Source organism: Pseudomonas sp. Z3-8 (genome assembly GCF_051131975.1).
In the GTDB taxonomy this organism is placed as follows: Bacteria; Pseudomonadota; Gammaproteobacteria; order Pseudomonadales; family Pseudomonadaceae; genus Aquipseudomonas.
This window is the reverse complement of the sequence record NZ_CP071643.1, coordinates 3,251,314-3,266,290: the sequence shown is the minus strand read 5'-3', so window position 1 is coordinate 3,266,290 and position 14,977 is coordinate 3,251,314. Positions and strand designations below refer to the sequence as shown.

Sequence of the window (14,977 nt, the reverse complement as noted above, 5' to 3'; positions counted from 1 at the left end):
GTCAGTCTTTCAACGGGATCAGCACCGCTTCGTCCTTGCCCATCACCATGAACACCAACAGCTTCGCCGGTTGGGTGGCGCTGGCGTTCTTCGACACCAGGTGCTCGGAGCCGGCGGCTTCGTACCAGAACTCACCGGCCTTGTAGGTGATCGCCGGTTCGCCCTTGACCTGGGAGGTGATGGCGCCTTCAAGCACATAGGCCATGGCCGTGCCGTCATGCTTGTGGGCGATGGAAGACTGGCCCGGCGCATAGTCGACGGTCAGCATCATGGCTTTTTTGTCGGGCAGGTTTTTCAGCAGTTTCTCTTGCAACACCTGGATCTTTTCCGCAGGCGCGGTTTCATGAGCGTAGAGCGGGGCGACGGGAAGCAGGCCAAGGGCAGCGATCAAGTAGAGGGTTTTCATCGAGGCGGGACCTTTGTGGTGGGAGTGGGTTCGCGCTGTGGCGATGGCTCCACCCTAAGCCCCGAGACGTTGCGGACAAACGTCCAATCTTTCGGAAGACAGGTAGACCAATGAGTGCCACACGTTGAAGGCCCCCCCGTGGCGAGGGAGCTTGCTCCCGCTGGGTCGCGCAGCGGCCCCCAGCTTTTTGCGTTGTGCCAAAGAACCTGGGCCTGCTTCGCAGTCCAGCGGGAGCAAGCTCCCTCGCCACGATAGCTTTCAGTGCCACAGGGAGAAGGGATTCACACCAGCGGAAAACTGTTGAAGTCGACGCTGCGAGCCAGGCGGCTTTCGATCAGGCTGATGAAACCCTGGACTTCGGGGCAATTGAAATGGGCCTGCATGGCCGCCTCCGATTGCCAGCGGGCGCTGACGTTCCAACGGTCGCTGTGCTCCGGGCAACGGTCGACCATGTAAGCATCGCAGCCCGGCAAGGCGCGCAGGGTTTCGACGATTTGCTGCAACTGCCGGCCGAGTTCTTCCGAGCGCCCGGCGGCGGCTTGCACCTGTACGGTGTTGATCACTTGGCGAGACATTGTCCTGGCTCCTGAATCAAGTCGAACGGGAGTGCTTCCGATACGCGATGACACCCGAGCAGAATAGGCCTGCCGGCACCCGGCTAAAACAGCCAATGGGCAGATAAATCCCCAGTCCAATCGATCAGGCGACCTGCTGGAGAATGTCGCGCAAACGGTCGAGGGCGACGTCGATGTCGAGTAGTTCGATGGCGCCAAAGCCCAGCATCAGGCCGGAGCGTACCGGTGCGGCATGAAAAAAACCGTCGAGGCTGTAAAGCCCGACCTCGGCTTTTTTCGCCAGCTCGATCACCAGCGCCAGGTCGATTGGCACCTTGCACAACACCGCCATATGGAAACCCGCGGTGGTCGGCACGGCCTCGAACCAAGGCGCCAGATCGGCGCCCATGCGGGCCAGGATTCGCTCGCGCCGGCCTGCGTACAGGGCGTGGCAACGGCGGATGTGCTTGAGCAGGCAACCCTCGGCGATGAATTTGGCCAGCGCCCATTGGGGCAGGGTGGAGGTGTGCTGGTCGGTGAGGCGCTTGGCGAGGATCACCGCTTCGAGGATCGCCGGTGGCAGGATTGCATAACCGAGCCGCAGCTCCGGCAACAAGGTCTTGGAGAACGTCCCGACGTAGGCGACGATCCCGCGCTCATCCATGCTTTGCAGCGAGTCGGTGGGCCGGCCTTCATAGCGAAATTCACTGTCGTAGTCGTCTTCGATGATGATCGCCCCCAGCTCGTAGGCCCGCGACAGCAAAGCCTCGCGCCGGGGCTGGCTCATGGGCATGCCCAGGGGGAACTGGTGGGAGGGTGTCACGTAGATCAGCCGTGTGCCATCGGGAATCAAGTCCACGCGCATGCCTTGCTCATCCACCGGCACCCCGGCCACCGTGGCGCCATGGGAACCAAACAGCAGGCGTGCCGGCGGATACCCGGGATCTTCCATGGCCACCAGGCTGCCGGGGCGGGTCAGCACCCGTGAAATCAGATCCAGCGCCTGCTGCGCGCCGTTGCACACCACCACGTCCTCGTCCTGGCAGTTGACCCCACGAGAGAACGCGATATGCCGGGCGATGGCATTGCGCAGCGCCGCCAACCCTTCGGGCTGGCTGTAGAAACCCTTGGCATTGGCGATCTGACGCAGGGCGTGGGCCGTACACCGGCGCCAGTCATCCAGGGGGAACTGGCCCTTGCCGGTAGCGCCGCCGATGAAGTCATAGCGCAACGCACTTTCGGCAAGCGGGTGACGCAGCAGGTCCGGCATGTTGCGCCAGGTCTCGACGACGTCCGCCCCGGCGAGTTCGCGGTGGCTTTGCTTGCGCACGATGTTGGCCGGTCGGGCGTTGACATAGGTGCCCTTGCCAATGACGCCGGTGAGGAAGTTTTCGTAGGTCAGCTGGGCGTAGGTGTCGGAGACCGTCTTGCGCGAGATGCCCAGTTGCTCGGCCAGCAGACGGCTGGGCGGCAGCTGCGTGCCGGCCGCCAGGCGACCACCTTCGATGGCGCTGCGAAGTTGTCGGTACAACTGGCCCGTCAGGTCCTTGCGGCCGTTGATGACGACATGAAGTTCCATACCCGCGGGCTCCTGGGTGATCGTTTGCGGCAAGGGGAGGACGCGAGATTACTCGCAATGCGCTGTGGCGGAGAAGTTGCGTGGGCGTTTTTCGGCGGATTGGACCTGTCACGCGCGGCCTCGACGGCCTACGGTGGATGCATCGATCACTACGGAGCCCGCCATGAGCCCGCGTCTGGATTACTACAGTGCGTCCCCCGCGGCCATGAGAGCCATGATTGGCCTGGAGGCGCTGACCAGCCGGCTGAGTATAGAACCGGCGTTATTGCAACTGATCAGGATCCGCGCCTCGCAGCTCAACGGCTGCGCGTTCTGTACCGACATGCATTCGGTGGATGCCCGTCGCCAGGGCGAGACCGAGCGGCGCCTCTACGCGGTGGCGGTGTGGCGCGACAGCGGGTTTTTCAAACCACGCGAACGAGCCGCCCTGGCCTGGACCGAAGCCGTCACGCTGCTGGCCGAAAGCCAAGTGCCAGACGACGTCTACGCCCTGGCCCGCGCCAGTTTCAGCGAAGAAGAATTGGTGGACCTGACCCTCGCGATCAGCACCATCAACAGCTGGAACCGCCTCGCGGTGAGCTTTCGCCAGAGCCCCGGAGGTTAAACGGCTATTCATGCGGCGGCCGTCAGACCGCCTTCGCGAGCAGGCTCGCTCCCACAGGGACGCAGTGTTGCGAATGTAGATGCAATGAACACCGGAGATCGGGGTGGGAGCGAGCTTGCTCGCGAAAGCGGTGGGTCAGTTTGCATCAGTATTGAATGTGCCGCTGCCATCGCGAGCAAGCTCGCTCCCACAGGGGGCGCAGTGTTGCGAATGTAGATGCAATGAATGCCGGAGACCAAGGTGGGAGCGAGCTTGCTCGCGAAAGCGGTGGGTCAGTTTGCATCAGTATTGAATGTGCCGCTGCCATCGCGAGCAAGCTCGGTCCCACAGGGGGCGCAGTGTTGCGAATGTAGATGCAATGAACACCGGAGACCAAGGTGGGAGCGAGCCTGCTCGCGAAAGCGCTGGGTCAGTTTGCATCAGCATTGAATGTGCCGCCGCCATCGCGAGCAAGCTCGCTCCCCCGGGGGTTTTGTTGTGTATGGAGATCCAATGAACACTGGAGATCAAGGTGGGAGTGAGCCTGCTCGCGAAAGCGGTGGGTCAGTTTGCATAAGTCGTGGATGTGCCGCCGCCTTCGCGAGCAGGCTCGCTCCCACAGGGGCATTCCCAATGCTAGAGCCAGCGAGGCGTGGTAAAGAATGAGGCCATTTCCGAGCGGGCCAGGGCTGCGCCGAAATACGGGCCTTGCACATGATCGCAAGCGACGCTGCGCAATTGGCTGAACTGCACGGCGTTCTCGATACCTTCGGCCGTCACCATCAACCCGACGCTGCGACTCAACCGAATCATTGCCAGCACGCCTTCCTGGTCATGTTCCAGGCCCAGTTGCGCCAGGATATTACGATCGAAGCGGATGCCGTCGAACGGCTGATCGAGCACTTCCCGGAGGGACGCTATGTTGGTGCCGAACTTGTCGATATTGATCCGCACGCCCAGCGCCTTCAAGGCATGAAGGGTTCTGGCGAGCATTTTATGGTCAGTCAGCAGGACGCCTTCGGCCACTTCCAGGGTCAGCCGTTGGGCGGGCAGGCCGCTTGTTTCCAGAGCCTTGTGCACCTGATTGAACAGGAAACTGCTGCTGAACCAGCGAGGCGAGACGGCGATGGAGACATTGAGCGGGGTAGGCCAGCTCATTGCCTCGTCACAGGCGTTGATCAGCATCCAGCTGCCCAGGTCCTCCAGTTGACCGGATGCTTCGGCGACCGGGATGAAGTCGATCCCGCCCAGCTCACCGCGCTCAGGATGGTGCCAGAAGGCCTGGGCTTCAAAACCATACAGCTGCTCGGCGCCCACATCGAAACGGGGCAGGTAACGCAATTCGAGCTGGCCCTGCTGCATCGCATCGCGCAACTGCTGCTCATAGCGTCGACGGTCGCGGGCCACATTGCCCATGGCCTCTTCGTATACGCGCCAGGTATTGCGTCCCGCGGCCTTGGCCGCGTACAGGGCGATGTCGGCCTGGCGCAACAGCTCTTCGGCACGCTGCTCAGCGGGCTGCGACCAGGCAACCCCGATACTCACGCCCAGGTACAGCGTATTGCCGTCCAGGTGCATGGGCCGTTGCATGCATTCGATCAGGCGCGAGCACAATTGGTTGAGATCATCGGCGCCGCCCGGGCTCGGCAGGATGATGACGAATTCATCGCCACCCAGGCGCGCCACCAGGTCGCTGCCGCGCACGTTCTGTTGCAGGATATGGGCAACTTCCTTCAGCACCTTGTCGCCGACGGCATGGCCCAGGGAGTCGTTGACCGGTTTGAACCGGTCCATGTCCAGGTTCAGTATTGCCAGTGGCGTATCTCGCGCCTGGTCGAGGTGTTGGCTGAGGCAATCGAACAGGCGGTTGCGGTTGGCCAGCCCGGTCAGCGGATCGTGCAGCGACAGGTGCTTGATCTGCGCCAGCGCCCGCAACTCTTCGGTAATGTCGGTGGCGGTGCCACGGAAGCCCAGGGCGCCGGCTTCAATGGCCCGTACCGAGAGTTTGCAGGTGCGTATGCGCTGGTTGCGCGCGGTGTATTCGCAAAGGAGCGGCGCAGAGCAAGCGCTGTCGGCACCGGCGAGCAGCCAATGGGCGATCGAGATCGATCCGTTGTGCGGATGCAACAGTCGGTGCAACGGCTTGCCCAACCACTCGCTGGGGTTGAAGCCCGTGACCTGTTCGAAGCGTTCCGACAGATAGGTCAATGTTCCGTTCGAGTCGACCTCCCACAGCCAGTCGGACGAGACCTCGGCGATGTCCCGGAAGCGCTCTTCGCTGCGCTCCAGCGCCTTGCGGTGGGCGAGAAGGCTGGCGTATTGCTGCTCCTGGGCGCGGAGCATGATCAGCGCATGACGCAACACCGCCAGGGCCATGACGGCAAGAAACAGCAATGCGAGCGCGAGCAAGGGCAGCAGCACTTTGCGCAGATCCTTGCCGGGGGTCGCGGGGCGCCAGGCCAAAGCTTCGCGGGTCAGGTCGTTGAGCAAGACCTGGGCGGTGTCCTTGGGTCCTGGCGTGCGGGCAATATGCGCGTCGGGCAGGGCGAAGTCCCGGGACAGGCTTTGCAGCGCGCCACGGTCCAGGACTTTGACAAATAACAGCAGGCTGGGCGGCCCCGGAATTTCGGCCACGCTGTTGTCGGTGCCGGTGGTAATCGCCGAGGCGGCGACGAAGGCGGGCGCGTCCTCGTGATGCAACAGCTCGACGATCACTTCATCGCGGTTTTCCGCCGCCCTGGCCTTGCTGGCGAGTGCGCGCAGGTCACCTGTCAACCACGTGTCGGCCGCCATCTGGCTCATCTCGCCATCGATGACCGAATACACCGTCTTGCCGGCTGGGGAAATGACGAACACGGCCTGGTAGCCATAGAGTGAAAACACGCTGCTGCCGACATTTTCCTGGTCGTAGGCCCAGTCTTTGTCGACCTTTACGTGCAGATGGCGATAAGCGTCGCTCCATTTGGAGTAGTCGCTCAGATCACGACCGATGCCCGTGCGCATGCCTTCGATGGCCCGCTGGGCAAAAAACACGCTTTGTTCTCGGGCCTGCTCGTCCTGGGTCTGGGTAACGTTGAGCAGCACCGCGATGGCCAAAGCGGACATGATGAACAGCAACAGCATGATGGCCGGGAAAGTGCGGCGGGTGAAACTTCGGGTTGGCCGCTCGCCGGAAATCACGGAGGAGCCATTGCCAGCATCTTCAATCATAAATACAAGCCATCAGCTGAACGCGAGAATACCCCGCACTGGCTTTGTATCGGCTGACTGCCTGATTAACTTAATAAAAGTGAGAAAATGCTGACCAGTTGCACCATTTTTCCGAGGACCGGTCCCTTTCACGTGCTGGCTTTCTTGCGCAGTGCCCATTCCAGGGCAAAGTCCCGTTGCTGGAAATAGTTGACCGCGGCGGCGGCCACCAACGTCAAGCACGCGGCCAAGCCCGCCAGCGCCATGTCCTTTTGCGAGTCCCACGGGTCCTGTTGCGCGCCGACGAAGGCCTTGGCGGTGTCGCCGCCCATATAGGCGCCGCCGATCCATTCGATCAGCTCATAGATGGCCGATGACGACAGGATCAGGTTCCACGCCAGGAAATAACCCGCGAAACCACGGGCCGGGATTACCCGCAGCAGCGCCTCGCGTACCGGATAGGCCAGCAGGAGGCCATAGCTGAAGTGCACCAGGCGATCGAACTGGTTGCGTTGGAAACCCAGGAGCTGGTCCAGCGGCTGGCCACCAGTCAGGGCTTGCCACCATTGGTTGTAGGGGACTTTTGCATAGGTGTAGTGAGCGCCGACCTCATGGATGCAGAGGAAAACGAACACCAGCGTCGCCGACAGACGCGAGAAGCTGAACCGCCGATGGACCGCCACCAGGACGATCAGCAGCGCAAACACCAGCAGATTCTCCGCCAGCCAGTCGCTGCGCTTGACCGGCGCGATAGCCAGCCCCGTCCATAGGGCGATAAAACTTCCCAGCAGGATCAGCTCGTAACGGCTTGCTCGGATCGGCATGCTTACTCTTTATCCTTGCGCTGGCCGGGCAGCAGTGCGCCCAGCACCTGTTTGGCGGTCTCGACCACGATGCCTCGTTCGTTCGGGTCGCCCTGGAGCAGGGTCGAGGCAAATTTTTTCGCCTGTTCCAGCTTGATGTGTGGCGGCAGCGGCGGCACGTCGGGATCAGTACGGAATTCGATCAGTACCGGGCGTTCGGCGGCAAGTGCCTGTTCCCAGGCGCTGGCCACGTCGCTTTCCTGATCGACGAGGATGCCCTTGAGGCCAATGGATTCGGCGAACAGGTGGTAGGGCACGTCGGGAATGTTCTGCGAGGCCTCGAATTTCGGATCGCCCTCCATGACCCGCTGTTCCCAGGTCACCTGGTTCAAATCCTGATTATTGAACACCGCGCAGATCCAGGTGCTGTCCGTCCAGCTGCGCCAATACTTGGCGACGGTAATCAGCTCGGCCATGTTGTTCATCTGCATGGCACCGTCGCCCACCAGGGCGATGACCGGCCGATCCGGATGGCAGAACTTGGCCGCAATGGCGTAGGGCACGGCGGCGCCCATGGAGGCGAGGCCACCGGACAGCGAACACAGCATGCCCCGACGGATCTGCAGGTCCCGGGCATACCAGTTGGCGCAGGAGCCGGAATCACAGGTGATGATGGCGCGGTCCGGCAACCGTGGCGACAGTTCGAACGTGACCCGTTGCGGATTGATCGGCTTGGCCGAGACCAGCGCGCGTTTTTCCAGGGTCTTGTCCCAGTCCGCACGCCAGTGTTCGATTTTCTTGCGCCAGGCGCGGTCGGTCTTTTCTTCGATCAGCGGCAACAAGGCTCGCAGGGTGTCGGCGCTGTCACCCTGCAGGTTGACTTCCATGGGGTAGCGCAGGCTGAGCATGTCGGGCTGCAGGTCGATCTGCACGCCACGCGCATGGCCCTCCCGGGGCAGGAACTCGGCATAGGGGAAGCCGGACCCGATCATCAGCAGCGTGTCGCAACCGGCCATGAGGTTGTCACTGGGTTCGGTGCCCAACAGGCCGATGGCGCCGGTGACCCACGGCAACTCGTCGGGCACCGCGGCTTTGCCGAGCAAGGCCTTGGCGACGCCGGCACCGAGCTTGTCAGCGATGGCAATCACTTCATCCGTGGCATGCAGCGCCCCGGCGCCCACCAGGACGGCGACCTTCTTGCCAGCGTTGAGGACTTCGGCGGCCCGCTGCAGGTCTTCCTCGTAAGGCACGACCTTGGGTTTGCGATAACCGACGCCAGAATGCAGAGTGCCGTGCTTGTGGGGCGGCGCCGTGTATTCCATGTCCTGCAAATCGTTGGGCAGGATCAGCGCGGTGACCCGGCGCTCGCCCACCGCCGTGCGCACGGCGCGGTCGAGCAGATGGCGCACCTGCGCCGGTGCGCTGGCTTGTTGGACGAACGCGCCGGCTACATCCTTGAACAGGCTGACCAGGTCGAGTTCCTGCTGGTAATGGCCGCCAAGCGCATTTCGCGCTTGTTGGCCGCAGATGGCCAGGACCGGCATGTGGTCCATTCGCGCGTCATACAGGCCGGTGATCAGGTGCGACGCCCCTGGCCCGGAAGTGGCGATACAGACCCCCAGCTCGCCGGTGAACTTGGCATGGGCGCAGGCCATGAACGCGGCCATTTCCTCGTGACGCGCCTGAATGAACTGGATCTTGCCCTTGGCCCGGTTCAAGGCGCCAAACACGCCGTTGATGCCATCGCCCGGGTAGCCGTAGATACGGCGAACCCCCCACTCGTAAAGGCGCTCAACCAGAAAATCGCCGACGGTCATGCTCATGTCTGTTCCTCGTCCTGATGGGCTGTCTTGTCGGGCTGCGACCCTAGGCAGCGGTACGCAGCGCCGTGGCTCATACAGGACTGGACCGACGCAAGCCGCTCAAGGTTTCGATTTTTTTATCGATTGCAGCTTCCTCAGCAAGCCATCCACACTCAATTTTCCGGCGCCCTGCAACAGCAACGGCAGGAGCGCCACCAGGTAAATCAATGGCAGCTTGAAGTTGCCAAAGCCTTTGTTGGTGATGGCGTATCCCTGGGCCAGTTCGCTCAGGCTCGACCACTCCGCCGGCCAGTGCACGGCCGCCGTGGCGACCACCGTGACGATCATCAGCACCAGCGCCGAAACACGTGTGCCCAGGCCCACCAGTAGGGCGATGGCGCAGATCAGCTCCGCCCACATCGACAGTTCCCAGTTCCAACTGGCCGGCACGTGGTTGAAAGGGAACGGGAAGGCCGCCTGGATTTCGGCGAACCAGTTCTGGCCGTTCCATTTTTCCAGGCCCGACTCGAAGAACTCCCAGGCCAGGAACAGGCGCAGCCCCAGCGGTGCGAGCCATGAGCCGGCGTGGTCGAGGTTAAGGTGCAGGCCGTTCAAGGCTTTCGAAAAAGACGCGTACATGTTTGATCTCCCTTACTCAGGCTGCACGTGCAGGGCGTGGCGCTTGTTGGCCTGGGCGAGCTTGCCCACCAGGCGGACCGCCGTGGCGGCGCAGATCAGGCCGAAGGGCAGCACGTACCAGGCGCTCATCGGAATGCGCTTGAAGTTGGAGTAGGCAAAGATCGCCGCCAATACCCACATGCCGGTGGTGTGCAGGCGTTTCCAGGCGGTGGCGCCGATCAGCCGCGTGGTGCTTTTGAACGAGGTCAGGGCCAGTAGCAGGATGAACACGTAGCCCACGCTGCCGGGCAGATTGCCGACGGCGGTGCGGCCCGGCCAGAACTCTGTGTTGAGCTGGCCGTACCAATAGATCAATACCGCGTGAACCAGGTGGGAAAAGGCAAAAGCCAAGCCGATGAAGCGCCGTTCGCGCACCAGGGACTTGCTCAAGGGCGAGGGCACCAGTACGGCAAACGCCGAAGCGGTGAAGGCCAGCAGGAACAGGGCAAAGGATGACCGGGCGGTGGCGCGAATGGCGCTGCGAACGCCTTCGGTGAGGTCCGGGTTGAGTGCCAGGATCAGCGCGGTCATCAACAGCACCAGGGCGGCAATCAGGCTGAACAGCGACCAGCCCTGGAAACGGAAAGCAGGTGGCGTTGCGGTGGTGGCAGGCATGGGTAGGCTCCTTGGATTCATGGCCCGGCCGTCAGGGTGGCCGGGGACACAAGGAGTCTTTCAAGCGGGTGTAAGCGGGGTGTGTCTGGAATGACGCTGGTGTGCAAGTTTGTGTATGTCATGCGCCCGCTGACACACTGATATACAAACCCAACATCAAGCCGAATGCCGAACCCTGTGGGAGCGAGCCTGCTCGCGAAGGCGTCAGGTCAGCCAACAGTGATGTCGACTGTCAAAGCGCTTTCGCGAGCAGGCTCGCTCCCACAGGGTAATGCTGTTCACTTAAGGCAACCCACAAAGGCCTGATCAGCTTCCGGATGGGGTATTGCAAGCCAACCGCAACTCGGCACACAACCCGCCGCCATCGCGATTGCTCAAGGTCAGCGAGCCGCCCATGGCACTCGCCAGTTGTTGGGCAATGGCCAGTCCCAGGCCTGTGCCGCCGGTTTCCCGATTGCGCGAGCTCTCCACCCGGTAGAACGGCTTGAGCACTTCGGCCAGTTCTGCCTCGCTGATGCCGGGCCCGCGATCCAGCACCTGGATCGCCAGTTGCCCATGGGTGGCAGGCTGGACCTGGATCTGCGCCGCGCCGCCGAATTTCAGCGCGTTGTCCACCAGATTGACCAACACCCGCCGCAGCGCATGGGGACGGGTGTCGATTACGGCGGCGTTCTTGCCCGACAGCTGCACGTCCTGGCCGGTGTCCTGGTAGTCGAACACCAAACTGTCGAGAAACGCATCCAGGCTGATCCGGCAACTGGCCTCGGTGGCGCCATGGATGCTGCGAGCGTAGGCCACGCCCTCACGCACGAGGTGTTCCATCTCGCTCAGATCGCTGCACAGTTTGTCCTTTTCGGTGCCGTCGTCCATGAATTCGGCGCGCAGTTTCATGCGGGTGATAGGCGTCTGCAAGTCATGGGAAATCGCCGCCAGCAGTTGCATGCGCTCCTTGAGGTAGGCGGCAATGCGGTCCTGCATGGCATTGAACGCCTTTGCCGCGTGTACCACTTCGGTCGGGCCTTTTTCGTCCAGGCGCACGCCGTGGGCGTTGGGGTCGAGGGTTTCCACGGCCTGGGCCAGCCGGGTCAGCGGGCTGACGGCGATGCGCACGGCCAGCCATGTGCAGCCGATCAACAGCGCCAGTTGCCCGAGCAGCACCGCGGGCAGCCAGGGCGAAAGCGGTGCCATGGCCGGACGCACATCGATGGTCAGCGGGTTGCCGTCTTTCAGCCGCAGGTGCGCTTGGTAGTGCATCTTCGGGCCAGGGATCTGGTTATAGGTCAGCGCATAGGCTTCGCCCAGGGCCTGCTGGATCGAACTGACCGATATCGGTGCGTTGTCGGGCAACATCGGCATGCCCGGTTCGCCTTCGTCGAGCACGTAGCCGTAGTTGCGCCGGGCCAGTTTCGGCAGCCAGGCCTCTCGCTCGGCGGCCGGCAGGCGATCGAGGATGGCGACGGACGTCGAGACGTCGGTTTCGAGGTTGCCGAGCATGGTGTTCTTCGCGCTCTCGTAGCGTTCGTAATACTGGACGCCAAACGACAGGCCTTGGGCCAGGACCAGGCCGATCAGGAAGATCAACGACAAGCGCGAGGCGAGGGTACGTGGCCAGCGCAGCGACAGCTTCATACCGACGCCTCGAGGATCTCCACCGGCAGCGAGAACACGTAGCCTTCGCTGCGTACGGTCTTGATGTAGGCCGGCTCACGGGCATCGTCCAGCAGGCGCTGGCGCAAGCGGCTGACCAGCAGGTCGATGGAGCGATCGAACAGATCGGCGTCACGGCCTTGGGTCAGGTTCAGCAACTGGTCGCGGTTGAGGACGCGCTGCGGATGATCGAGGAACACCCGCAACAGACGGTACTCCGCGCCGCTCAGGGCGACCATGGTGCCGTCGCTGTCCAGCAGGTGGCGGGCGGTGGTGTCCAGCCGCCAGCGACCGAACGCCAGCAGGCGTCCGCTCTCGGTGACCACCAGATTGGGCGGCAACATCCGGGTGCGGCGCAGCACGGCGTTGATTCGGGCGAGCAGCTCGCGAGCGGCGAAAGGCTTGACCAGATAGTCGTCCGCGCCCATTTCCAGGCCGATGATGCGGTCGGTTTCGTCGTTGCGGGCGGTGAGCATCAGCACCGGCGTGGCCTTGTGCTTGCCGGCGCGCAGTTCCCGACACAACACCAGGCCATCATCGCCGGGCATCATGATATCCAGCACGATCAGATCCACCGGGGTGGTTTCCAGGAAGGCCCGCATCTGCCGGCCATCGGCGACCACGGTGGTGCGCAGGCCGTTCTTTTTCAGGTAGTTGCCCACCAGCTCTCGAATCTCGCGATCGTCATCGACGATCAACACATGATCGACATGATCCATGCTGTTCTGCCCCTTGGCGTTTTGTTGTTGGCCAGTCTACAGGCACCAGCCGGCCTGGCCCGCGACGGTTTGTATTGCAGTGTATCTGGCGCGCGGCGGATACACAGCGATGCAAAAAGCCCCTGGCCCGATACAGGCGCGATACCTGGGCGGCATTCAATGGCATCCATCGAGGCAACACAACGGGCCTCTGCGATAAACCATTGAATCGAGGACATCGTCATGAACACCAAAGCCGTCTACGCCGCCTGCCTGTTTGCCGCGCTGAACATCTGCACCTTGTCGGCGCGGGCCGAAAGCGACGTTCAGCCGCAGACCTACAGCTACGGCAGCCACCTGGACGTGCGCAAAGTGCTGTCCCTGACCGAAGACCCGCAACCGGCCTGTGGCGTGGTCAATGCCCACATGACCTATCTGGATTCCGCGGGACACGAGCAGGCGCTGGACTATCGCAAGTTTTCTGATCACTGCACCAACCAGAACTGACGTTCTCTCGTAGCGAGGGAGCTTGCTCCCGCTGGGCCGCGAAGCGGCCCCAAAAACGCATTGACCATTCGGTGTGTCAGGCAGAAACGAGGGGGCGCTCCGCGCCCAGCGGGAGCAAGCTCCCTCGCCACGGGTTCTTCCGCCAACTTTCATTTTGAGGTGTTGCCATGCTTCTGATCGCTTTTCTCGGCGGGGTCCTGACGATCCTCAGCCCTTGCATCCTGCCCGTGGTGCCGTTCCTGTTCGCCCGCGCCAATCAATCGCGTGGCTCGGTGCTGCTGACTCTGGCCGGCATGGTGCTGACCTTCGCCCTGGTGTCGAGCCTGGCGGTGGTCAGCAGCGAGTGGGTCATCCGCGCCAGCAGCGTCGGCCGGCAAGTCGCCCTGGTGGTGATGGTGCTGTTTGCCTTGTCGCTGATGTTCAGCCGGGTCGGCACCTGGCTCGCGCGACCGCTGGTCAGCCTGGGCAATCGCCTCGACGCCGGAGCCGGACGGATGGCTGGGCCGCTGGCGTCGCTGCTGATCGGCGTCGCCACGGGGCTGCTCTGGGCGCCGTGCGCCGGGCCGGTCCTTGGGGTGATCCTGACCGGGGCGATGCTCCAAGGTGCCAGCGCGCAGACCAGCCTGCTGTTGCTTGCTTACGGGCTGGGCAGCGCCTTGTCGCTGGGTACGCTGATTCTGGCCGGGCGTGGCCTGATCGGTCGGCTGAAACCGTCGCTGCCAATCACCGCGTGGCTGCGTCGGGCGACGGGCGGGCTGGTGTTGCTGGCGGCTGTGGCGATCGGCAGCGGGGCAGATGACCGGTTGTTGGCGGCGACGTCCTCCGAACAGTCCGCCAGCCTGGAAAAAAGCCTGCTGGAGAACGTGCCCAAGGCCATCGATTACGTGGTCAGCAAGGCTGACGCCAGCAGCCTGCCGCCCCTGGATGCCCAAGGCGCGATGCCTTCGCTGGCAGGCGCGGTGCAATGGCTCAACTCGCCACCGCTGAACAGCGAGTCACTGCGGGGCAAAGTGGTGCTGGTGGATTTCTGGACCTACGACTGCATCAACTGCCAGCACACGCTGCCGTACGTGAATGGTTGGGCGAAGAAATACGAGAAGGACGGGTTGGTGGTGATCGGCGTGCATACGCCGGAATACGGCTACGAGAAGATCATCGATAACGTCCGCGAACAGGTGCGCAAGCTCGACATCCATTACCCGGTGGCCATCGACAACCAGTATTCGATCTGGCGCGCCTTCAACAACCAGTACTGGCCGGCCCATTACTTCATCGATGCCAAGGGGCAGGTGCGCTACAGCCACTTTGGCGAAGGGCGCTATGCAGAGCAGGAGCAAGTGATCCAACAACTGCTGCAAGAAGCGAAGGCCAGCAACTGACCCGTGGTGAGGGAGCTTGCTGTGGTGAGGGGATTTATCCCCTCGCCACGGTAGAAGGTATTTAAAAATAATGGCTTGAGAAATAATCCTATAGTTATTTCTAGGTTGCGCCGCAAAGGCCTGGGGCAAAGTGAAAATGCTGGCCCCTTGCTCATCCACACCAAGTCAAACTTCTTTCATTTCAGAATGTTGGACGACAAACCTATGCGCGTTTCTATATGGATCGCGGCGGCCATGTTGCTGACCGCTGTCTCGCTTGAAGCCCAGGCCAGGGCGCTTACCTCGAACCAGCAGTCGGTGTGTCGCTGGGGTTCGGACATTGCGGCGGGCGCCCAGGCGTCGAAGCTGTCCGGTGTCAGCCTGTATGGGGCGCGCAAGAAACTACAAGTGCGCAAGTTTGCGCGGCCATGGATGCGCATGACTGCCCTGGGCATTACCGAGCAGACCTACAACAGCGCATCGCGGCTCAAGCCTGCCGCCGTCAAGCAGACCTATTACGAACAATGCGTGCGTCACGAACTGGCCCGACGATAAGGG

The 14,977-nt window shown here is 62.5% G+C and carries 14 protein-coding genes; 4 read left to right on the top strand and 10 right to left on the bottom strand.

The features are described 5' to 3' along the window. Position 1: 1 nt before the first annotated feature. The 3 genes from J3P94_RS14915 to J3P94_RS14905 form a co-directional block, all read right to left on the bottom strand. Entirely contained in the window at positions 2-406 is a 405-nt protein-coding gene (locus tag J3P94_RS14915) for a cupin domain-containing protein (RefSeq protein ID WP_434568563.1), read from the bottom strand. Positions 407-687: 281 nt separating this feature from the next. After that, positions 688-981, bottom strand: coding sequence for a putative quinol monooxygenase (locus tag J3P94_RS14910; protein ID WP_434568562.1), 294 nt, complete (start codon positions 979-981; stop codon positions 688-690). A gap of 124 nt (positions 982-1,105) precedes the next feature. Next, entirely contained in the window at positions 1,106-2,539 is a 1,434-nt protein-coding gene (locus tag J3P94_RS14905; protein ID WP_434568561.1) for a PLP-dependent aminotransferase family protein, read from the bottom strand. Positions 2,540-2,702: 163 nt separating this feature from the next. On the opposite strand from J3P94_RS14905, the gene J3P94_RS14900 reads away from it, so the two are divergent. Further along, on the top strand, positions 2,703-3,143 hold the full coding sequence (locus J3P94_RS14900; RefSeq protein ID WP_434568560.1) for a carboxymuconolactone decarboxylase family protein: 441 nt from the start codon (positions 2,703-2,705) through the stop codon (positions 3,141-3,143). 615 nt (positions 3,144-3,758) lie between these two features. Here J3P94_RS14900 and J3P94_RS14895 read toward each other — a convergent pair. From J3P94_RS14895 to J3P94_RS14865, 7 genes are all read right to left on the bottom strand, one after another. Next, entirely contained in the window at positions 3,759-6,332 is a 2,574-nt protein-coding gene (locus J3P94_RS14895; protein WP_434568559.1) for a bifunctional diguanylate cyclase/phosphodiesterase, read from the bottom strand. A gap of 128 nt (positions 6,333-6,460) precedes the next feature. Beyond that, positions 6,461-7,135, bottom strand: coding sequence for a DUF2238 domain-containing protein (locus J3P94_RS14890; protein ID WP_434568558.1), 675 nt, complete (start codon positions 7,133-7,135; stop codon positions 6,461-6,463). A 2-nt stretch (positions 7,136-7,137) separates the two neighbouring features. Next, positions 7,138-8,937, bottom strand: coding sequence for a thiamine pyrophosphate-requiring protein (locus J3P94_RS14885; protein WP_434568557.1), 1,800 nt, complete (start codon positions 8,935-8,937; stop codon positions 7,138-7,140). A 99-nt stretch (positions 8,938-9,036) separates the two neighbouring features. Continuing rightward, positions 9,037-9,555: an HvfX family Cu-binding RiPP maturation protein gene (locus J3P94_RS14880; RefSeq protein WP_434568556.1), complete on the bottom strand. Its 519-nt coding sequence runs from the start codon at positions 9,553-9,555 to the stop codon at positions 9,037-9,039. 12 nt (positions 9,556-9,567) lie between these two features. After that, positions 9,568-10,209: a ferric reductase-like transmembrane domain-containing protein gene (locus tag J3P94_RS14875; protein WP_434568555.1), complete on the bottom strand. Its 642-nt coding sequence runs from the start codon at positions 10,207-10,209 to the stop codon at positions 9,568-9,570. A gap of 306 nt (positions 10,210-10,515) precedes the next feature. After that, on the bottom strand, positions 10,516-11,838 hold the full coding sequence (locus J3P94_RS14870; protein ID WP_434568554.1) for an ATP-binding protein: 1,323 nt from the start codon (positions 11,836-11,838) through the stop codon (positions 10,516-10,518). After that, entirely contained in the window at positions 11,835-12,575 is a 741-nt protein-coding gene (locus J3P94_RS14865) for a response regulator (protein ID WP_123344949.1), read from the bottom strand. The genes J3P94_RS14870 and J3P94_RS14865 overlap by 4 nt, the downstream gene beginning before the upstream one ends. 222 nt (positions 12,576-12,797) lie before the next feature. On the opposite strand from J3P94_RS14865, the gene J3P94_RS14860 reads away from it, so the two are divergent. The 3 genes from J3P94_RS14860 (at position 12,798) to J3P94_RS14850 (ending at position 14,974) form a co-directional block, all read left to right on the top strand. Further along, entirely contained in the window at positions 12,798-13,061 is a 264-nt protein-coding gene (locus tag J3P94_RS14860; RefSeq protein WP_434568553.1) for a DUF2790 domain-containing protein, read from the top strand. A gap of 167 nt (positions 13,062-13,228) precedes the next feature. Continuing rightward, on the top strand, positions 13,229-14,440 hold the full coding sequence (locus J3P94_RS14855; protein WP_434568552.1) for a cytochrome c biogenesis protein DipZ: 1,212 nt from the start codon (positions 13,229-13,231) through the stop codon (positions 14,438-14,440). Between the two features lie 204 nt (positions 14,441-14,644). Continuing rightward, positions 14,645-14,974: a hypothetical protein gene (locus J3P94_RS14850; protein ID WP_305494753.1), complete on the top strand. Its 330-nt coding sequence runs from the start codon at positions 14,645-14,647 to the stop codon at positions 14,972-14,974. Positions 14,975-14,977: the final 3 nt, after the last annotated feature.